The organism is Pseudomonas sp. MS19 (genome assembly GCF_013277615.1).
In the GTDB taxonomy this organism is placed as follows: Bacteria; Pseudomonadota; Gammaproteobacteria; order Pseudomonadales; family Pseudomonadaceae; genus Aquipseudomonas; species Aquipseudomonas marincola.
On record NZ_VBTO01000016.1, the window covers coordinates 170,270 to 189,803 of the forward strand.

A 19,534-nucleotide genomic window follows, 5' to 3' on the forward strand; every position below is an offset into this window, starting at 1 on the left:
GTTTGGGCATATGCACCAATTTATTGTTCACAAATTTTTAGCAACGTTAGCTGTTCGCTGAATGATTATGCAACACCGTCCCGCTGGGCATCGAGAAGATTCATGAATGCCTGTGCCGCGTTGGAACGGGTGCGCTCGGTGTGCAGGATGTAGCCTAGTTTTCGGGATAACTGGATACCCGGCAGCGGTAAGCGTGTCACCTGATCATCCAGCATCGTGCGTGGCAGTACGCTCCAGGCCAACCCAATAGAAACCATCATTTTGATTGTCTCCAGATAATTGGTGCTCATGGCGATGTTTGGGGTCAGGCCCTCAGCTTCAAACAAGCGCCGGACAATGTGATGAGTGAAGGTGTTTTCGCCCGGAAATACCGCCGGAATATCCGCTATATCGGCAAGAGTGATCGCGGGTTTAGCGGCAAGTGGATGTTCGGGTGCTGCGACGAAATCGAGAGGGTCGTCCCAGACCGGAACAGCCTGCACGGGCGCCTGCGTTTCCGGGGCCAGGGTGATGACCGCCACTTCTGCGCGGCCGTGCAGAATTTCCTCGTATGCGACCTCGGAGTCGAGAAACTGAATATCCAGCGCGACTTTCGGGTGGCTGCGGGTAAAAGCCCTTAATAGCGGCGGCAGGCGGTGCAAGCCGATGTGGTGACTGGTGGCGAGGGTCAGGCGACCGCTGATCTCGCCGCTCAGGTTGGTCAGGGCGCGGCGCGTGTCTTCCAGTACGTTGAGAATCTGATAGGCACGCGGCAGCAGGGCCCGGCCGGCCTCGGTCAGGCTCACTTCACGGCCCAGGCGATCAAACAAGCGCACCTTGAGTTGCTGCTCCAGGCTGGCAATGCGCTTGCTCACGGCGGGCTGGGTTAAATGCAGGCGCTCGGCGGCCTCGGAGAAGCTGCCTGATTCGGCGATGGCGATAAAGGCATTAAGCGCGGCCAGGTCCATTCAAGTATTCCTGCTAGTAATCCAATCGATGAAAAATATGAATTTGAGTAATTTAAACCAACCCCATAAAATTGGCCACATAAGCTAAAGGGATACTCCTGAAGCACAGAAATATGCTGATGAGGAACACGCTGATGGCCGGCAAAACGCTTTACGACAAACTCTGGGAAATGCACGAGGTAAAACGCCGTGACGATGGTTCGTCGCTGATCTACATCGACCGCCATATCCTTCACGAAGTGACCTCTCCGCAGGCCTTCGAGGGTTTGCGTCTGGCTGGCCGCAAGCCGTGGCGCATCGACGCCAACATCGCGACGCCGGATCACAACGTGCCAACCACCAAGGCCGAGCGTCAGGGCGGTCTTGAGGCGATTGCCGACGAAGTGTCGCGCATTCAGGTGCAAACACTGGATGAGAACTGTGACGATTTCGGGATTCTTGAATTCAAGATGAACGACATTCGCCAGGGCATCGTTCACGTTGTAGGCCCGGAGCAGGGCGCTACCTTGCCAGGCATGACTGTGGTTTGTGGTGACTCGCACACCTCGACTCACGGTGCCTTCGGCGCATTGGCGCACGGTATCGGTACCTCGGAAGTCGAGCACGTGCTGGCCACACAGTGTTTGGTCGCGAAAAAAATGAAGAACATGCAGGTGCGCGTTGAAGGCAAATTGCCGTTCGGCGTTACCGCTAAAGACATCGTGTTGGCCGTGATCGGCAAAATCGGCACCGCGGGTGGCAATGGTCACGCGTTGGAGTTTGCCGGCAGCGCCATCCGCGACTTGTCGCTGGAAGGCCGCATGACCATCTGCAACATGTCGATCGAGGCGGGTGCCCGCGTCGGTATGGTGGCGGTCGACGACAAGACCATCGAGTACGTTCAGGGTCGTCCATTCGCGCCACAGGGCGCGCAGTGGGAGCAGGCCGTGGCGCAGTGGCGCGATCTGGTCTCCGACGCCGACGCTCACTTCGACACCGTGGTTGAGTTGCGTGCCGAAGACATCAAGCCGCAAGTCAGCTGGGGCACTTCGCCGGAAATGGTCCTGGCTGTTGATCAGAATGTGCCGGACCCGGCAGCTGAAGCTGATCTGGTCAAGCGTGACTCGATCACCCGTGCGCTGAAGTACATGGGTTTGACCGCCAATCAGGCGATTACCGATATCCAGCTTGATCGCGTGTTCATCGGTTCGTGCACTAACTCGCGCATTGAAGATTTGCGCGCCGCAGCCGAAGTGGCCAAGGGCCGTAAGGTTGCCGCCACCATCAAGCAGGCGATGGTGGTGCCAGGTTCGGGCTTGGTTAAACAACAGGCCGAGCAGGAAGGTCTGGACAAGATTTTCATCGAGGCAGGCTTTGAATGGCGTGAGCCGGGCTGCTCGATGTGTCTGGCGATGAACCCGGACAAACTCGGCAGCGGCGAGCATTGCGCATCGACCTCCAACCGTAACTTTGAAGGCCGTCAGGGCGCCGGTGGACGCACCCATCTGGTGAGCCCGGCGATGGCTGCAGCGGCGGCCGTGACCGGTCGTTTTGTTGATGTTCGTGAATTGATTCAGGCCTGAGGAGACCGACATGAGAGCTTTTACCCAACACACCGGTCTTGTCGCGCCGTTGGATCGTGCCAACGTGGATACCGATCAGATCATTCCCAAGCAGTTCTTGAAGTCGATCAAGCGGACTGGCTTCGGCCCGAACCTGTTCGATGAGTGGCGCTATCTGGATTTCGGGCAGCCGAACCAGGACAGCTCGCAGCGTCCGGTGAATCAGGATTTCGTACTCAACTTCCCGCGCTATCAAGGTGCCAGCGTATTGCTTGCACGCGAGAACTTCGGTTGTGGTTCCAGCCGCGAGCACGCGCCTTGGGCTTTGGAAGAGTACGGTTTCCGGACCATTCTGGCGTCCAGCTTTGCCGATATTTTCTACAACAACAGCTTCAAGAACGGTTTGCTGCCGATCATTCTTGAAGAGTCCGAAATGGATGAGTTGTTCGAGCAAGCTGAAGCCACTGAAGGCTACGAGTTGACCGTTGACCTCGCAGCGCAGACAGTCACGCGTCCCGATGGCAAGCAATACAGCTTTGAAGTCGATGCATTTCGCAAGCACTGCCTGCTTAACGGCCTGGATGACATTGGCCTGACCTTGCAGGATGCTGAGGCTATTCGCGGCTTCGAGGCCGGTTATAAGCAGAAGCAGCCGTGGTTGTTTCGCGACGCCTAAGCCTTACAACAACCCTTGAGCGCTATTGCTAGCGCAGCGCCGAGCCTGTGTAATACCCGGCTCGGCATGGCTTTAGTGACAGCTTAAGGCGCTACACCCGATTATTGATGGCGCGCCAATGGCAGCCGCAGAAGAACATGAGGAAAGCATGAGCAAGCAGATTCTGATTCTCCCCGGTGACGGTATTGGCCCGGAAATCATGGCCGAGGCGGTCAAGGTGCTGGAATTGGCCAATGACAAGTTCAAGCTCGATTTCGAGCTGAGCCATGACGTTATCGGTGGCGCGGCTATCGACAAGCACGGCGTGCCGCTGGCAGAAGAGACGCTGGCGCGTGCGCAAGCAGCCGATGCCATTCTGCTCGGTGCTGTCGGTGGTCCGAAGTGGGACAAGATCGAGCGCGACATTCGCCCTGAGCGCGGCCTGCTGAAAATTCGTGCGCAGCTGGGTTTGTTCGCCAACCTGCGTCCGGCCATCCTTTATCCGCAACTGGCTGATGCTTCCTCGTTGAAGCCGGAAGTGGTGGCGGGGCTGGATATCCTGATTGTCCGTGAGCTGACCGGGGGCATCTACTTTGGTGCGCCGCGCGGCACCCGTGAGCTGGAAAACGGTGAGCGTCAGGCCTACGACACACTGCCTTACAGCGAGAGTGAAATCCGCCGTATCGCCCGCGTCGGTTTCGACATGGCCCGTGTGCGCGGCAAGCGTCTGTGTTCGGTCGACAAGGCCAACGTATTGGCGTCCAGCCAGCTGTGGCGTGAAGTGGTTGAAGAGGTTGCCAAGGACTATGCGGATGTCGAGCTGTCGCACATGTATGTCGACAACGCGGCCATGCAGCTGGTGCGTGCACCGAAGCAATTTGACGTGATGGTGACCGACAATATGTTCGGTGACATTCTGTCGGATGAGGCTTCCATGCTCACCGGTTCTATTGGCATGCTGCCATCGGCATCCCTTGATTCGAACAACAAGGGCATGTACGAGCCGTGTCACGGTTCTGCACCGGATATTGCCGGCCAGGGCATTGCCAACCCGCTGGCAACCATTCTTTCGGTTTCGATGATGCTGCGTTACAGCTTCAACCAGCTTGAAGCGGCAGCCGCTATTGAACAAGCCGTCAGCAAGGTGCTTGATCAAGGTCTTCGTACTGGCGACATCCACTCTGCGGGCACTCAAAAAGTGGGCACTGCAGCAATGGGTGATGCGGTCGTCGAGGCCCTGCGTAGTTTATAAATTTCTGGATGCCGGAAGCTCCGGCACACTGTTCACATAGGTGTAGTTGTTATGAAGCGTGTAGGACTGATCGGTTGGCGTGGCATGGTAGGTTCCGTGCTGATGCAGCGCATGTTGGAAGAGCAGGATTTCGACCTGATCGAACCCGTGTTCTTTACCACCTCCAATGTTGGTGGCCAGGGCCCGGCTATTGGTAAAGACATTGCGCCACTCAAAGATGCCTACAGCATTGATGAGCTGAAAAGTCTGGACGTGATTCTGACGTGTCAGGGCGGCGACTACACCAATGAAGTGTTCCCGAAGCTGCGTGAAGCGGGCTGGCAGGGTTACTGGATCGACGCGGCATCTTCGCTGCGTATGGCTGATGACGCAGTCATTGTGCTCGATCCGGTCAACCGCAAAGTGATCGATCATCAACTCGATGCTGGCACCAAGAACTACATCGGCGGCAACTGCACCGTGAGCCTGATGCTGATGGGCCTCGGTGGTCTGTTTGAAGCGGGTCTGGTTGAGTGGATGAGCGCCATGACTTATCAGGCGGCCAGCGGCGCGGGTGCGCAGAACATGCGCGAACTGATCAAGCAAATGGGTGCGGTTAACAGCTCGGTTGCCGATGAGTTGGCTGATCCGGCCAGCGCGATTCTGGACATCGATCGCAAAGTGGCTGAAGCCATGCGCGGCGAGTCGTTCCCGACTGATAACTTCGGTGTGCCTCTGGCGGGCAGCCTGATTCCTTACATCGACAAGGAGCTGCCAAACGGCCAGAGCCGTGAAGAGTGGAAAGCGCAGGCTGAGACCAACAAGATTCTGGGTCGCTTCAAGAGCCCGATTCCGGTCGACGGCATCTGCGTGCGCATCGGCGCCATGCGCTGCCACAGCCAGGCATTGACCATCAAACTGAACAAGGATGTGCCAATCTCGGACATCGAAGGTTTGATCAGCCAGCACAACCCATGGGTCAAACTGGTGCCAAACCATCGCGAGAGCAGCATTGCTGACCTCAGCCCAACGTCGGTAACCGGCACCCTGAACGTACCTGTCGGTCGTCTGCGCAAACTCAATATGGGTTCGCAGTACCTGGGCGCGTTCACTGTTGGTGACCAATTGCTGTGGGGCGCGGCAGAACCATTGCGCCGTATGCTGCGTATCCTGCTGGAGCGTTAATTCGCCCGCTACAGGCTGCCATTTGCCGAAGAGCGATTTCTACGGGTTGATTGACCCGTGGCAATCGCTCTTTTGAGTTTAAGAGGTGCACTATAGAGTGCATGTCCGGATCTGATCAGAAGTGATGTTATGAGTGCGACTGTTGATGTAGCTGTAATCGGTGCCACCGGCGCTGTCGGTGAGGCGTTGGTGCAAGTGCTCGAAGAGCGTGATTTCCCGCTCAAGACCTTGCATCTGCTGGGCGTGGATGAGGCTGTTGGCCACAGCGTAACGTTCCGCGGCAAGAACCTGCGGGTGCGCGCTGCCGATGAATTCGACTTCGCCAACGTGCAGATTGCCTTCTTTGTTGATGAAGCCGATGTCACCCGCGAGTGCCTGGAGGCAGTGCGCCGTGGTGGTTGTGCGGTGATTGACCTGAGTGCAGGGTTGCCGGCCGGGCAAGCGCCGATTGTGGTAGCTGACGTTAACCCGCAGGTGGTGGCTTCACTCAAAGCACCTTATTGGATGAGCAGCCCGGCAGCGGTGAGTGTGGCGCTGAGTTGTGTGCTGGCGGCCATTGCCGGGCAGGTTGAAGTGACGCGCGCCAGTGTAACGGCGTGCTTGGCCGTCTCGAGTCGCGATCGCCAAGGCGTGACTGAACTGGCGCGCCAGACCGCAGAGTTGCTCAACGCGCGGGCAATGGAGCCGCGTCTGTTTGACCGGCAAATCGCGTTTAACCTGCTCGCTCAAGTTGAAGAGCCGGATAACAGTGGGCATGGCGCGCTGGAGCGGCGCATAAGTAATGAATTGAAAACACTGCTGACACGCCCGCAGCTCAAGGTCGCGGTGACCTGTATTCAGGCGCCGGTATTCTTTGGTGACAGTCTTAACGTATCGCTGCAAACCGAAGCTGCTGTAGATATACCGGCAGTTTGCGCGGCGCTGGATGCGTCGCCGGCAATCGAATACGTAGAGCCAGGCGATTATCCGACCGCGGTTGGCGATGCGGTGGGCCAAGATGTGATCTATGTCGGGCGAGTGCGCGGCGGGATTGAAGATGAAAGGGAAGTCAATTTGTGGATTACGTCTGATAATGTACGAAAAGGTACTGCTGTCAACGCAGTGCAGTTAGCTGAGTTATTGATAAAAGACCATCTGTCAAAGATACTTACCTAGAAGTTTGAAGAATCTTTCGAGCTTGGCAACACTGGTTTAATTAATTATCGAGTGCTCAGCTGACATCAGCTATGTGCCCTCGATAGTTATCAAGATCCTCTCGCTTGCCGGGAAAAAAAGATAAAACTAAGGATAACGATATGATTCGGGTTCGCAAACTGGTGCTGGCGATTGCGGCGGCCTCGGCACTCTCCTCCGGTATGGCGCAGGCGCTGGGCTTGGGCGAGGTGACGTTGCGCTCAGCGCTTAACCAGCCACTGGTCGCTGACATCGAATTGCTGGAGGCACGCGACCTGGGTAATCAAGAAGTGCTGCCCAAGCTCGCCTCTCCGGATGCGTTTACCAAGGCGGGCGTGGAGCGTGCTTACTTCCTCACCGATCTCAAGTTCACCCCGGTAATCAAGCCTAACGGCAAGAGCATCATCCGGGTGACATCGAGCCAGCCGGTGCGCGAACCGTATCTGAATTTCCTGGTTGAAGTGCTGTGGCCGAATGGCCGTGCGCTGCGTGAATACACCCTGTTGCTCGACCCGCCACTTTACTCGCCGCAAGCCGCTGCCGCCGCAGCGCCACGCGCGCCGGTAACCGGTTTGCAGCAACCTGCAGAAACCCGTACAGCCAAGGCGTACGCCTCCATGCCGGCAGCGTCTGCGCCGACTCCGGTAGCACCGACGCCTGCTCGTGAGTCCTCGGCCTACCGCGGGCCAGCAGCTGAACCGACCCAGACGCCGAAAGTCAGCGCTGAAACAGCGGGCGTTTACAAGACCACCAATGCCGATACGCTGTGGCAGATTGCTGAGCGCACGCCGGGCAATGGCAGTGCTCATCAGAAAATGCTGGCAATCCAGGACCTCAATCCGGACGCATTCATTGATGGCAACATCAACCGCCTGAAACGTGGTCAGGTCTTGCGCCTGCCGGACGATCAGCAGATCAACAGCCGTACTCAGCCGCAAGCCATCGCCGAAGTTCGTCAGCAGAACACTGCCTGGCGCGCGGGTACTACCGCCGCGGCTGATCCGCGCCAGCTGGATGCCACCAAGCGCAACGCTGCGGGCGCGGCACCTGCTGAAATCAAAGAAGATGACAACCTCAAACTGGTTTCAGCCGAAACCGGCAAGGCGACTGCCGGTGCTGACACCGGTAAGGTCGACACCAAAGTACTTAGCAACAAACTGGCAGTGACCGAAGAGAGCCTCGACTCGACTCGTCGCGAAAACGAAGAGCTGCAGAGCCGCATGGGCGATCTGCAAAGCCAACTCGATAAACTGCAACGCCTGATCCAGCTCAAAGACAGCCAGTTGGCCAAGCTTCAGGCTGAATTGGGTGAAGACGGTACTGCCGCCGCTGCCGCTGGTGTAGCTGGCGCCGCTGCAGGCGCCGCAGCCGATAACGCTGCAGTTGACGCGTCTGCATCGAATGAATCTAGCACTGATGCTTCGGGAAGTTCGGCAGCCGATGCTGCGGCAGGCGAACCTGTGGCAGCCAACGCTGCGGCAGCCGATGCGGCTCCTGCCGATGCTAGTGCAGTCGCCGGCACCGAAGCCGCCGACACATCTTCCGCCAATACTCCGGCAGCCGACGCTGCGGCAGGCGGTCCTGCGGCAGACGAGCCTGTGGCAGCCAACGCTGTGGCAGCCAATGCTGCGGCAGGCGACCCTGCATCTCCTCAAGCAGAGGCCACGCAGGCTCCGGCTGAAACCGATTACAACTACAGCGAAGAGCCTGAGTCGGACGATGCTCAGCCAGTCGTTGCGGACTCCGCTGCAGCGCCAGCACCTGCGCCTGCAACTGCTGAGCCTACGCCTGCGCCAACACCGGCAGATGCGCCAGCAGAAGAGAGTGCGCTGGACAGTTTGATGGCCAATCCAATGTTGCTGGGTGCAACTGCGGGTGGTGCGCTGCTGCTACTGCTGTTGGCACTGATGGCCGTTTCACGGCGCAATGCGGCTAAAGAAGCTGCTGCGCAGGAAGAACTAGCCGGCGATTACAATTTTGAAAATGATGTCGAGTTGCCGGCTGGCAGCCTTGATGAGCAGGACGCCGATGCGGCTGTGACCGCGCACGAGGCAGGCGAGGAACCTGTTACCGCTAAAACCGCCGATGTATTGAGCGAGGCGGACATTTATATCGCTTACGGTCGCTTCAATCAGGCTGCCGAACTGTTGGTTAACGCCATCAATGATGAGCCTCAGCGGGCCGACTTGCGCCTCAAGCTGATGGAAGTCTATGCCGAGATGGGCGACCGCGAAGGGTTTGTCCGTCAGGAAAGCGAGCTGCTTGCTTTCGGCGGTTCGGCTGCTGAAATCGATCAACTCAAGGCGCGTTATCCGGCTATGGTCGTTGCTGGCGGTGCTGCCATGTTGATGGCAGCCGACAGCGCGGCGCTGGATGATGCTGAAAACTTCAATCTGGACGACTTGAGCATTGATGATGAGCCGCAAGCTCCTCAGGCGGCTCCGGTTCAGAGCGCAGCGCCGGCTGAAGACGATGCTTTCGGCTTCGACCTGGATGATCTTGAAGACCTTGATGCCCCGACACCTGCGCCAGCGCAGCCGACAGTAGAGTCGACCGCTGAAACTCATGCAGACAGTGATCTCGCCGGGTTCGAGGATCTGCAGCTTGATGAACAGTTGTCTGAAGAGCCGGTTACGCTGACGGACGAACTCGATGATTTCAACTTCGATTTCGCTGCAGATGAGCCGCAAACACCTGCTGCCACGCCCGCTGCAGAGGATGAGTTCCTTCTTGATTTCGAGGATGAGCTGAGCGAAGACACCACCGCCATCACCCCAAAGGCAGAAGACACGGCTGAATTCGATACCCTCGATTTGCCTGCTGATTTCGACCTGTCCCTGGATGAGACGATCAGCGCGGAAGACAAGCCTGAAGCAGCGGCGGAGTCTTTTGAGGTCAAGCTTGAAGATGTCAGCGGTGAGTTGGAGCAGCTTTCCGACAGCCTGGCAGAAAACCAGCCGGAGGAGATTGACCTTCCCGATGTGCCTGAAGTAACTGCCGAGTCGTTGGCGGCAGAGGACTTCGACGGTGAAGACGACTTTGACTTCCTGTCCGGTACAGATGAAACTGCGACCAAATTAGATCTGGCGCGAGCCTATATCGATATGGGTGATGCCGAGGGTGCCAAAGACATTCTCGATGAAGTCATCGCCGAAGGTAACGATGGTCAGCAGCAAGAAGCTAAAGAGCTGATCGCTAAATTGGTTTGATACATGTCCGAAGCTTTTCCAGAAACGGCGGCCAACTCGGCCGCCGTTGATCTTTTCAGGGTCGCCCTCGGCGTTGAATACAACGGTTCACGTTATCGTGGTTTTCAGCGGCAAAAAGATGGCGTGCCTACCGTTCAAGGCAAGCTTGAACAGGCCTTGAGCAAAGTCGCCGGTGGTGCGCCAATCGCGTTGAGTTGCGCCGGTCGTACCGATGCTGCGGTTCACGCAAGTGGGCAGGTGGTGCATTTCGATACGCACGTCGAACGCTCGACACACGCCTGGATGATGGGCGGCAACATGAATCTGCCGCATGACATCAGCATTTGCTGGGCCAAGATCATGCCACGCGAGTTTGATGCGCGTTTCTGTGCCCAGGCGCGGCGCTACCGTTATGTCATCTATAACGACCAGATTCGACCAGCGCACATGGCCGAAGCTGTCACCTGGAACCATCGTCCGCTGGATATTGAGCGCATGCGCGAAGCGGCCAAAGCATTTCTGGGAAAGCACGACTTCAGTGCTTTCCGCGCGCGTCAGTGTCAAGCCAAGTCGCCGATCAAGACCGTTCATCACCTTGAGTTGCTGCAAACTGGCCGATTCATCGTGCTGGATATCCGCGCCAATGCCTTTTTGCATCATATGGTGCGCAACATCGCGGGCGTGCTGATGACTATTGGTGCGGGTGAGCGACCTGTCGAGTGGGCCGCCGAGGTGATTGAAAGCCGTGTACGCCGCACCGGTGGTGTGACCGCGCACCCTTACGGGCTGTATTTGGTGCAGGTCGATTATCCGGACACGTTCGAGTTGCCGTCCCGTTATTTGGGGCCACACTTTCTATCCGGCTTGCCCGACGTGAGGACTGACGGCTGAAAGGCCTTTTGCTACCATCGGTCGTATAGCGTTTTATCTGCTCAAGGAACTCACCGTTGTCAGTTGTTCGCAGCAAGATCTGTGGCATTACCCGCATAGAAGATGCACTGGCTGCGATTGCCGCCGGTGCGGATGCAATTGGCCTGGTGTTTTATCCGAAAAGCCCGCGTGCCGTGAATATTGCTCAGGCGCAGGCTATTCTCGCTGCGCTGCCGCCATTCGTGACCACTGTCGGTTTGTTTGTGAATATGCCGCGTGAGCAGTTGAACGCGTTGCTGGCGCAGGTGCCGTTGGACTTGCTGCAATTTCATGGTGATGAGACCGCGGCGGATTGCGCCGGCTACAACCGGCCCTTTATCAAAGCGCTGCGGATCAAGAGCGATGATGATGTGGCGGCCATGATTGGCGAGTATCCGGCGGCCAGTGGCATTCTGCTTGATACCTTTGTGGCGGGAATTCCCGGGGGAACTGGCGAGGCATTTGACTGGTCATTGGTTCCTAAGGGGCTTGATACGCCGATAATCCTTGCCGGCGGTCTCACGCCCGAGAATATTGTCAGCGCGATTGCGCAGGTTCAGCCGTATGCTGTTGATGTCAGTGGTGGGGTGGAAGCAAGCAAAGGAATCAAGGATGCTGCTAAGGTACGTGCGTTTGTTGCAGCAGTAAGAGCGTGCTGATGGTTCGATGAACTGCGCGACCTGATGTGACGGCTGACCGATCAGTGCCGTCCAAAAGTGCAGGTTGCAAGTGATGCAATTGAAGTCTGATCAAGGAGGCGGGTAATGGGCGTTGGTGGCAATTGCCGAATGCCGGTGCCGGCCCCTCAAGTGACTGCACTCGTGAATTTGCCTGATTGCGTTATTGTTAGCGCGGGCGGGCCTACAGCTTTGGAGAGTTAAGAGCATGAGCAACTGGTTGGTAGATAAGCTGATCCCTTCGATCATGCGTTCCGAGGTCAAGAAGAGCTCGGTACCGGAAGGCCTGTGGCACAAATGCCCATCGTGTGATGCGGTGCTGTACAAACCCGAGCTGGAAAAGACCCTGGATGTCTGCATCAAGTGCGGGCATCACATGCGCATCGATGCGCGTGCGCGTCTGAATATTTTCCTCGATGCCGAAGGCCGTGAAGAAATCGGTGCTGATCTTGAGCCGGTCGATCGCCTGAAGTTTCGCGACAGCAAAAAGTATAAAGACCGCCTGGTGGCAGCACAGAAGCAGACCGGCGAGAAAGACGCGCTGGTCGCGTTCAAAGGGCAGCTGCAGAGCATGCCGCTGGTTGCCGTGGCGTTCGAGTTCTCGTTCATGGGCGGTTCCATGGGTGCAATCGTCGGTGAGCGCTTCGTGCGTGCCGCCAACGTGGCCTTGGAGCAGCGTATCCCGATGGTGTGTTTCTCGGCCTCGGGCGGCGCACGTATGCAGGAAGCGCTGATCTCGCTGATGCAGATGGCCAAGACCTCGGCTGTGCTGGCGCGCCTGCGCGAGGAAGGTATTCCGTTTATCTCGGTGCTGACCGACCCGGTTTACGGCGGTGTTTCGGCCAGTCTGGCCATGTTGGGTGATGTCATCGTTGCCGAGCCTAACGCGCTGATCGGTTTCGCTGGCCCGCGGGTTATCGAACAGACCGTACGCGAGAAGCTGCCAGAAGGCTTCCAGCGCAGCGAGTTCCTGCTGGCGCACGGCGCTATCGATATGATTATTCCGCGCGCAGAATTGCGTCCGCGTCTGACGCGCCTGTTGGCGCAGTTTACCGGCAAGCCAACACCTGCTCAGAAAGTAGAGGCCCCGGTCGAGGCTGCGGTAGCGACTGCTGAATGACCCAACGTTCTCTGGCAGATTGGCTTGCCTATCTGGAGCAACTCCACCCCGTTGCAATTGACATGGGGCTGGACCGTTGTCGCGCCGTGGCTGAACGCATAGGCCTGGCCCGGCTTGCGCCACGCGTTATCACGGTTACCGGCACCAACGGCAAAGGCTCGACCTGTGCGTTTATCGCATCGCTGCTGAAAGCTCAGGGCCTCAAAGTGGGCGTTTACAGCTCGCCGCACCTGCTGCGTTACAACGAGCGGGTGTTGTTCGATGGCCAGGAAGTCTCGGACGAGCAACTGTGCGAAGCCTTTGCTGCGCTGGAGCAAGTGCGCGGCGATATCTCGCTGACTTACTTCGAAATGGGCACGCTGGCGGCGTTCTGGCTGTTCCAACGTGCAGATTTGGACGCTGTGGTGCTTGAAGTGGGCCTCGGCGGTCGCCTCGATACGGTCAATCTGGTGGACGCCGATTTGGCGGTGATCACTTCGATTGGCGTGGATCATGTTGAATACCTCGGCGATACCCGCGACAGCGTAGCGTTCGAGAAAGCCGGTATTTGCCGGCCCGGCAAGCCTGCGCTGTGCGGTGACTTGCAACCGCCGCAGACGCTGCTGGATCAAGTCACCCTGATTGACGCGCCGCTGTTTCTGCGTGGGCGCGACTTCGATCTGGCGCAGAGCGATGACTATTGGTCGTGGCGCGGTGTGGACGGGGCAGGGCAGAGCCTGACATTGACGCAATTGCCGGTGCTGGATTTGCCTCAGGAAAACGCCGCGCTTGCGTTGCAGGCTTATGCGCTGCTCGACTTGCCCTGGCAGCCGGAGGAACTGGCAGCTGCCTTGCAGGCTACCCGCGTAACCGGCCGGCTGGAACGGCGCACCATCAACTTCAGCGGCAAGACCCTCAAGCTGCTGCTCGATGTTGGTCACAATCCGCATGCGGCTGAATATCTGGCGGGGCGTCTGGCTGCTCGTCCACCGGCTGGCAAGCGCCTGGCAGTGTTTGGTTTGTTGGGCGACAAGGCCTTGGCCGGCGTGGTCGAACCCTTGCTTGAGCATGTGGCGGATTGGGCTGTAGCCCCTTTGCCGACCCTGCGTTCGCGTCCTGCGAGCGAACTTGCTGATTTTTTACAGGATAAAAACGCGGCAGTGGCGGTCTATAGCGATGTTCAGACTGCTTTAATGGCACAATGCGCGCAGGCTACGGAGCAAGACGAGATCTTGCTGTTCGGGTCGTTTTATTGTGTGGCCGAAGCCTTGGAATGGCTGGCCCGCCATGCCAAAGGGGAAGATCAGGATGGCTTTGCTGGATAAAGGATTCAAGCAGCGAATTGTCGGCGCGTTGGTGCTCGTTGCGCTGGCCGTCATTTTTTTGCCGATGCTGCTGTCGCGTCAGGATGAGTTGCGTCGGGTCTCGGTAGAAGCCCCGGCCATGCCCGCTGAGCCGCCTGCGGCTGAGGTCACGCTTGATCCGGTGCCCGTGCCCCAGCCGGTACCGGATGCCAGTATTGAAGAATCCGCGCCCGAGCCTGCCGATCCGGTTGCAGACACTGCACCTGAGCCCATTGAACCGCTTCCGGCGCCGCCTGTTGAAGAGGCTCCTGCTGTTGCGCAAACGCCGGCCAAGCCAGTTGAGCCCGAGGCTGAGGCCGCGCCTGCGCCGCAGAAGCATCTGGACGCTAACACCTTGCCGGTCAGTTGGTCGGTGCAATTGGCCAGCCTGTCCAGTCGTCCGGGGGCTGAGAAACTGCAAGGCACTCTGCGCAGTCAGGGCTATGACGCCTATATGCGTACCTTTGATGGCATGAATCGGGTGTTTGTTGGCCCGTACATTGATCGTGGCGACGCCGACAAGGCGCGCGAAAAGATCAACGGCCAATTGAAACTCAATGGATTTATCGTTCGTTTCAAGCCGGAAGCCAACTGATTGATCACGGACTGTTCAGTGCTGAACCGTCCGTGGCAGCATCCCGTCATAGGTTTTTCATCCCAACGGCCAACCTTGGCTTACCCTGCGGGCAGCGGCTCTGCTAAAATGCTGCGCCTATTCAAACGGTAGCCTTCATCGTGGCATTTACCTGGGTCGATTGGGCGATTATCGCCATTATCGCCATATCAAGTCTGATCAGTCTGAGCCGTGGCTTCGTTAAGGAAGCACTTTCATTGCTCACGTGGATCGTCGCAGGCGTCGTTGCCTGGATGTTCGGCGGTGCCTTGTCGCAGCATCTCGACGCTTACATTCAAACACCTTCGATGCGGGTTATCGCAGCCTGCGCGATCTTGTTTATTGCCACATTGCTGGTGGGCGCACTGGTCAATTATCTGGTCGGTGAGCTGATTCGCGTGACCGGGATGTCCGGCACGGATCGTTTTCTCGGCATGGTTTTCGGTGGCGCACGCGGCGCCCTGTTGGTTGTGCTGTTGGTCGGCTTGCTCAGCCTTGCGCCTGTGCAACAGGACATCTGGTGGCATGAGTCTGCCTTGATTCCACATTTTCTCTTGGTCGCTGACTGGTCAAAAAACCTGATCCTGGGTTTGTCCAGTGAGTGGCTCGCAAGCGGCGTCAGCGCACCTGCTGATCTGCCGTTCAAGGAGGTGCTCTCAATGCCTAAAACGCCTTGAGAGCCTCCAGTATTCAGTCTGTTTTATAACGTAGGGGTTGCGCCAAATGTGCGGCATTGTCGGTATTGTTGGTAAATCGAATGTCAATCAGGCGCTGTATGACGGTTTGACCGTTTTGCAGCACCGCGGCCAGGATGCTGCCGGTATTGTCACCAGTCATCAGGGGCGTCTGTTCCTACGCAAGGATAATGGTCTGGTTCGTGATGTGTTTCAGCAGCGCCACATGCAGCGCCTTGTTGGGCACATGGGCATTGGTCACGTGCGTTACCCGACTGCGGGTAGCTCAAGCTCGGCCGAAGCGCAGCCTTTCTACGTCAACTCGCCTTACGGCATCACGCTTGCACACAACGGTAACCTGACCAACGTTGAGCAACTGGCTAAAGAGATTTACCAGTCCGACCTGCGTCACGTTAATACCAATTCCGACTCGGAAGTGCTGCTTAACGTGTTTGCTCATGAACTGGCCCAGCGCGGCCGTTTGCAGCCGACCGAGGAAGATGTATTCGCCGCGGTCAGCGATGTGCACAAACGCTGCAAGGGTGGTTACGCCGTTGTTGCCATGATCACCGGTTATGGCATCGTCGGTTTCCGCGATCCGCACGGTATTCGTCCGATCGTATTCGGCCAGCGTCACACCGACGAAGGCGTTGAGTACATGATCGCCTCCGAGAGCGTTTCCCTCGACGTGCTCGGCTTTACCATGATCCGCGATTTGGCGCCGGGTGAAGCGGTTTACATCACTGAAGACGGCAAGCTGCACACGCGTCAGTGCGCCGAAAACTTTGAATATTCGCCGTGCATCTTCGAGCATGTATACCTGGCGCGTCCGGACTCGATCATGGACGGTGTTTCGGTCTACAAAGCGCGCCTGCGCATGGGCGAGAAGCTGGCTGAGAAGATTCTCCGTGAGCGTCCCGAGCACGACATCGACGTGGTGATCCCGATTCCGGATACCAGCCGCACGGCTGCGCTTGAACTGGCCAACCATCTGGGCGTGAAGTTCCGCGAAGGCTTCGTCAAGAACCGCTACATCGGCCGTACCTTCATCATGCCGGGCCAGGCGGCGCGCAAGAAGTCCGTACGCCAGAAGCTCAACGCCATCGAGCTTGAATTCCGCGGCAAGAACGTGATGCTGGTCGATGACTCAATCGTTCGTGGCACGACCTGCAAGCAGATCATTCAGATGGCCCGCGAAGCTGGTGCCAAGAATGTCTACTTCTGCTCGGCGGCTCCAGCCGTGCGTTATCCAAACGTGTATGGCATCGACATGCCGAGTGCGCACGAGCTGATCGCCCACAACCGTACGACCGAGCAGGTTGCCGAGTTGATCGGCGCTGACTGGCTGATCTATCAGGATCTCGAAGACCTGGTTGATGCGGTGGGCGGCGGCAAGATCAAGATCGGCAAGTTCGATTGTGCGGTGTTCGACGGCAAGTATGTCACCGGTGATGTTGACGAGGCATACTTGGCCAAAATCGAGCGTGCACGTAACGATTCGAGCATGAGTATGTCGATGGTCAACAGCGCCATCATTGATTTGCACAACAACTAAGTCAGTGCCTTACAGCTGCTGTGCCCTTGTATCCACTGCCGCGCTCAATTGCGCCGGCAGTGTTGAGGGAGAGTCAGGCTTGTAGCAGCAGCTTTCGGCAGGGAACAAGCGGCAGGCGCACAGCGTTGCGCCATGCTCGCACCGAGGAAAAGCAGATGACGCAAGAATGGCAAGCAGGACGACTGGACAGCGACCTAGAAGGTGCCGCATTCGATACGCTGGCGGTGCGAGCCGGTCAGCGTCGCTCGCCTGAAGGTGAGCACAGCGAAGCAATTTTCCCCACCTCAAGTTACGTATTTCGCACTGCAGCCGACGCGGCTGCGCGCTTTGCCGGTGAAGTGCCGGGCAATGTCTATTCGCGTTATACCAACCCGACTGTACGTGCCTTTGAAGAGCGCATTGCCGCTATGGAAGGGGCAGAGCAGGCCGTAGCAACATCCTCTGGCATGTCGGCAATCATGGCTATCGTCATGAGCCTGTGCAGCGGCGGCGACCATGTATTGGTGTCGCGCAGTGTGTTTGGCTCGACCATCAGCCTGTTTGAAAAATACCTCAAGCGTTTCGGCGTAGAAGTTGATTACGTGCCGCTGTCCGATCTGGATGCGTGGAGCGCTGCGTTCAAACCCAACACCAAGCTGCTGTTTGTCGAGTCGCCTTCGAATCCGCTGGCAGAGTTGGTCGATATTGCCGCGCTGGCCGAAATCGCCCACGCCCATAATGCGTTGCTGGCTGTCGACAATTGCTTCTGTACGCCAGCCTTGCAGCAACCGCTCAAGCTTGGCGCAGACATCGTCATGCACTCGGCAACCAAATATATCGACGGCCAGGGCCGGAGCATGGGCGGCGTTGTTGCCGGTCGTGCCGAGCAGATGAAAGAAGTGGTCGGCTTCCTGCGCACAGCGGGGCCAACCCTGAGCCCATTCAATGCCTGGATTTTCCTCAAGGGGCTGGAGACCTTGCGCATCCGCATGCAAGCGCATTGCGCCAGTGCGCAGTTCCTCGCCGAGTGGCTTGAGCAGCAGCCGGGTGTTGAGCGGGTCTACTACGCCGGTTTGCAGAGCCATCCGCAGCATGAGCTGGCCAAGCGTCAGCAGAGTGCATTCGGTGCAGTGGTCAGTTTTGAGGTCAAAGGCGGTAAAGAGGCAGCGTGGCGCTTTATTGATGCCACTCGGGTGATCTCGATCACCACCAATCTGGGCGATACCAAAACCACCATCGCTCACCCTGCAACCACGTCGCACGGGCGTCTGTCGCCGCAAGAGCGCGCGAATGCCGGGATTGCCGACAACCTGATCCGCGTTGCCGTTGGGCTTGAGGATCTGGCTGATCTGCAAAACGATCTGGCTCGCGGGTTGGCAGCGCTTTGACCGAGCAAGCCGAAATGGACTGGATGCAGGACGACGGTTCTGCGCTGGGCCGTGTGGCGCTGGTCACCGGTGCCGCGCAAGGCATCGGTTTGGGCATTGCCGCGTGGCTGATCGCTGAAGGCTGGCAGGTGGTGCTGGCGGACATCGATCGCGCGCGCGGCTCGATTGTGGCCAAGGCGCTGGGTGAGAGTGCCTGGTTCGTGTCGATGGATGTCGCCGATGAGGCGCAGGTTACGACTGGCGTGGCAGAAGTGCTCGGCCAGTTTGGCCGCCTTGATGCGTTGGTGTGCAACGCGGCGGTGGCTGATCCGCATAACCCGCCACTCGAAAGCCTCAGTCAGTCGCGCTGGGAGCGCACCTTGGCCGTCAATCTGACCGGGCCAATGCTGTTGGCCAAGCATTGCGTGCCGTATTTGCGCGCGCACCGTGGCGCCATCGTGAATCTCACCTCAACCCGAGCGCATCAGTCCGAGGCCGATACCGAGGCGTATGCTGCGTCCAAGGGCGGTTTGCTGGCGTTGACTCACTCGCTGGCAATCAGCCTGGGCCCCGAAGTGCGGGTGAATGCAGTCAGCCCCGGCTGGATCGACTCGCGTGATTCACAGGCGCGTCGTGATGAGCCACTACGAGGTGAGGATCATGCTCAGCACCCGGTAGGGCGTGTCGGCAAGGTTGAAGATGTGGCGGCGGCAGTTGCCTGGTTGCTGTCTGGCAGCAGTGCATTTGTCACGGGTCAGGAAATTGTTGTCGACGGTGGATTCAGCCGGAAAATGAATTACCTCGATTAACTGTTGAGCCCGTTACGACTAAAGCAAAAGCCCCGAAGTGATTCGGGGCTTTTTTGTTTGCGAGTGCGGGGCCGCTGACCATATAAACTCAATCGGGCTTTAAATGCTGACCGTTGCAGCAAATATTGGCAGCGAACTTGAATTAAATCGGCCCGCGGCAGAAATAATTTTAAAAAATACCTTTCACAGGGCATTAGCGCGTAATTCTGCAAAGCTCTCGATGTGATTGAAAAATAACCAATTTATTCGATTTTAGTGGCTGTTTTTTTGCGCAAACCTATTGACTGTTTCGTACGCTGCATAAACACCTGATTATTTTGCACTTTTTAAGAAAAACTTTAAGCAGGGTATTGACTTAGGTGTGCCCCACGCGTAAATTTCGCGTCCTCACGAAGGCAAGGGTGATTAGCTCAGCTGGGAGAGCATCTGCCTTACAAGCAGAGGGTCGGCGGTTCGATCCCGTCATCACCCACCACTTCGAGAGTTGAACGAAAGTTCATAAAATGCGCAGCGGTAGTTCAGTTGGTTAGAATACCGGCCTGTCACGCCGGGGGTCGCGGGTTCGAGTCCCGTCCGCTGCGCCATATAC

General features: G+C 57.7%; 16 protein-coding genes and 2 tRNA genes. 17 read left to right on the plus strand and 1 reads right to left on the minus strand.

Going from position 1 to position 19,534, the window contains the following annotated elements:
• Positions 1-65 precede the first annotated feature (65 nt).
• Positions 66-947, minus strand: a complete 882-nt coding sequence (locus FEZ62_RS17755; protein WP_172929279.1) for a LysR family transcriptional regulator — start codon at positions 945-947, stop codon at positions 66-68.
• A gap of 134 nt (positions 948-1,081) precedes the next feature.
• Between FEZ62_RS17755 and leuC the strand changes: the two genes are divergently transcribed.
• The 17 genes from leuC to FEZ62_RS17840 all read left to right on the plus strand — a co-directional run bounded on the left by leuC (position 1,082) and on the right by FEZ62_RS17840 (position 19,529).
• Positions 1,082-2,509, plus strand: coding sequence for a 3-isopropylmalate dehydratase large subunit (leuC, locus tag FEZ62_RS17760; RefSeq protein ID WP_172929280.1), 1,428 nt, complete (start codon positions 1,082-1,084; stop codon positions 2,507-2,509).
• Between the two features lie 10 nt (positions 2,510-2,519).
• Positions 2,520-3,164: a 3-isopropylmalate dehydratase small subunit gene (leuD, locus tag FEZ62_RS17765; protein ID WP_172929281.1), complete on the plus strand. Its 645-nt coding sequence runs from the start codon at positions 2,520-2,522 to the stop codon at positions 3,162-3,164.
• Positions 3,165-3,312: 148 nt separating this feature from the next.
• Positions 3,313-4,395 (plus strand): 3-isopropylmalate dehydrogenase, encoded by a 1,083-nt coding sequence (gene leuB, locus FEZ62_RS17770; protein ID WP_172929282.1) that lies wholly within the window; start codon positions 3,313-3,315, stop codon positions 4,393-4,395.
• 51 nt (positions 4,396-4,446) lie between these two features.
• Complete coding sequence (gene asd / locus FEZ62_RS17775) at positions 4,447-5,559, plus strand: aspartate-semialdehyde dehydrogenase (protein ID WP_090508634.1); 1,113 nt, start codon at positions 4,447-4,449, stop codon at positions 5,557-5,559.
• Between the two features lie 129 nt (positions 5,560-5,688).
• Positions 5,689-6,714, plus strand: coding sequence for an aspartate-semialdehyde dehydrogenase (locus FEZ62_RS17780; RefSeq protein WP_172929283.1), 1,026 nt, complete (start codon positions 5,689-5,691; stop codon positions 6,712-6,714).
• A gap of 140 nt (positions 6,715-6,854) precedes the next feature.
• Positions 6,855-9,941, plus strand: a complete 3,087-nt coding sequence (locus tag FEZ62_RS17785) for a FimV family protein (protein WP_172929284.1) — start codon at positions 6,855-6,857, stop codon at positions 9,939-9,941.
• A 3-nt stretch (positions 9,942-9,944) separates the two neighbouring features.
• On the plus strand, positions 9,945-10,811 hold the full coding sequence (gene truA / locus FEZ62_RS17790) for a tRNA pseudouridine(38-40) synthase TruA (protein ID WP_172929285.1): 867 nt from the start codon (positions 9,945-9,947) through the stop codon (positions 10,809-10,811).
• Positions 10,812-10,867: 56 nt separating this feature from the next.
• Positions 10,868-11,488, plus strand: a complete 621-nt coding sequence (locus FEZ62_RS17795) for a phosphoribosylanthranilate isomerase (RefSeq protein ID WP_172929286.1) — start codon at positions 10,868-10,870, stop codon at positions 11,486-11,488.
• A gap of 226 nt (positions 11,489-11,714) precedes the next feature.
• Positions 11,715-12,626: an acetyl-CoA carboxylase, carboxyltransferase subunit beta gene (gene accD / locus FEZ62_RS17800; RefSeq protein WP_172929287.1), complete on the plus strand. Its 912-nt coding sequence runs from the start codon at positions 11,715-11,717 to the stop codon at positions 12,624-12,626.
• Entirely contained in the window at positions 12,623-13,930 is a 1,308-nt protein-coding gene (gene folC, locus FEZ62_RS17805) for a bifunctional tetrahydrofolate synthase/dihydrofolate synthase (protein ID WP_172929288.1), read from the plus strand. Before accD ends, folC begins: the two co-directional genes overlap by 4 nt.
• Complete coding sequence (locus FEZ62_RS17810) at positions 13,914-14,543, plus strand: SPOR domain-containing protein (protein ID WP_172929289.1); 630 nt, start codon at positions 13,914-13,916, stop codon at positions 14,541-14,543. The genes folC and FEZ62_RS17810 overlap by 17 nt, the downstream gene beginning before the upstream one ends.
• Before the next feature lie 140 nt (positions 14,544-14,683).
• Entirely contained in the window at positions 14,684-15,238 is a 555-nt protein-coding gene (locus FEZ62_RS17815) for a CvpA family protein (RefSeq protein WP_150549566.1), read from the plus strand.
• Between the two features lie 46 nt (positions 15,239-15,284).
• A complete protein-coding gene (purF, locus tag FEZ62_RS17820; protein ID WP_069899047.1) occupies positions 15,285-16,790 on the plus strand; it encodes an amidophosphoribosyltransferase in 1,506 nt (501 codons plus the stop codon).
• Positions 16,791-16,945: 155 nt separating this feature from the next.
• Entirely contained in the window at positions 16,946-18,157 is a 1,212-nt protein-coding gene (locus FEZ62_RS17825; RefSeq protein WP_069899046.1) for an O-succinylhomoserine sulfhydrylase, read from the plus strand.
• Between the two features lie 23 nt (positions 18,158-18,180).
• Positions 18,181-18,945 (plus strand): SDR family oxidoreductase, encoded by a 765-nt coding sequence (locus tag FEZ62_RS17830; protein ID WP_172929350.1) that lies wholly within the window; start codon positions 18,181-18,183, stop codon positions 18,943-18,945.
• Positions 18,946-19,344: 399 nt separating this feature from the next.
• Positions 19,345-19,420: transfer RNA gene (locus FEZ62_RS17835), tRNA-Val, on the plus strand.
• A 32-nt stretch (positions 19,421-19,452) separates the two neighbouring features.
• Positions 19,453-19,529 (plus strand) — tRNA-Asp (locus tag FEZ62_RS17840).
• The last annotated feature ends 5 nt before the right edge of the window (positions 19,530-19,534 follow it).

What these genes read in the sequence shown, in the direction of transcription:
- folC (WP_172929288.1), top strand. Translation starts at nt 12,623, where the DNA reads ATGACCCAACGTTCTCTGGCAGATTGGCTTGCCTATCTGGAGCAACTC.
- purF (WP_069899047.1), top strand. Translation starts at nt 15,285, where the DNA reads ATGTGCGGCATTGTCGGTATTGTTGGTAAATCGAATGTCAATCAGGCG.
- asd (WP_090508634.1), top strand. Translation starts at nt 4,447, where the DNA reads ATGAAGCGTGTAGGACTGATCGGTTGGCGTGGCATGGTAGGTTCCGTG.
- leuC (WP_172929280.1), top strand. Translation starts at nt 1,082, where the DNA reads ATGGCCGGCAAAACGCTTTACGACAAACTCTGGGAAATGCACGAGGTA.
- FEZ62_RS17830 (WP_172929350.1), top strand. Translation starts at nt 18,181, where the DNA reads ATGCAGGACGACGGTTCTGCGCTGGGCCGTGTGGCGCTGGTCACCGGT.
- FEZ62_RS17825 (WP_069899046.1), top strand. Translation starts at nt 16,946, where the DNA reads ATGACGCAAGAATGGCAAGCAGGACGACTGGACAGCGACCTAGAAGGT.
- FEZ62_RS17755 (WP_172929279.1), bottom strand. Translation starts at nt 947, where the DNA reads ATGGACCTGGCCGCGCTTAATGCCTTTATCGCCATCGCCGAATCAGGC.
- leuB (WP_172929282.1), top strand. Translation starts at nt 3,313, where the DNA reads ATGAGCAAGCAGATTCTGATTCTCCCCGGTGACGGTATTGGCCCGGAA.
- FEZ62_RS17810 (WP_172929289.1), top strand. Translation starts at nt 13,914, where the DNA reads ATGGCTTTGCTGGATAAAGGATTCAAGCAGCGAATTGTCGGCGCGTTG.
- FEZ62_RS17785 (WP_172929284.1), top strand. Translation starts at nt 6,855, where the DNA reads ATGATTCGGGTTCGCAAACTGGTGCTGGCGATTGCGGCGGCCTCGGCA.
- accD (WP_172929287.1), top strand. Translation starts at nt 11,715, where the DNA reads ATGAGCAACTGGTTGGTAGATAAGCTGATCCCTTCGATCATGCGTTCC.
- leuD (WP_172929281.1), top strand. Translation starts at nt 2,520, where the DNA reads ATGAGAGCTTTTACCCAACACACCGGTCTTGTCGCGCCGTTGGATCGT.
- FEZ62_RS17780 (WP_172929283.1), top strand. Translation starts at nt 5,689, where the DNA reads ATGAGTGCGACTGTTGATGTAGCTGTAATCGGTGCCACCGGCGCTGTC.
- truA (WP_172929285.1), top strand. Translation starts at nt 9,945, where the DNA reads ATGTCCGAAGCTTTTCCAGAAACGGCGGCCAACTCGGCCGCCGTTGAT.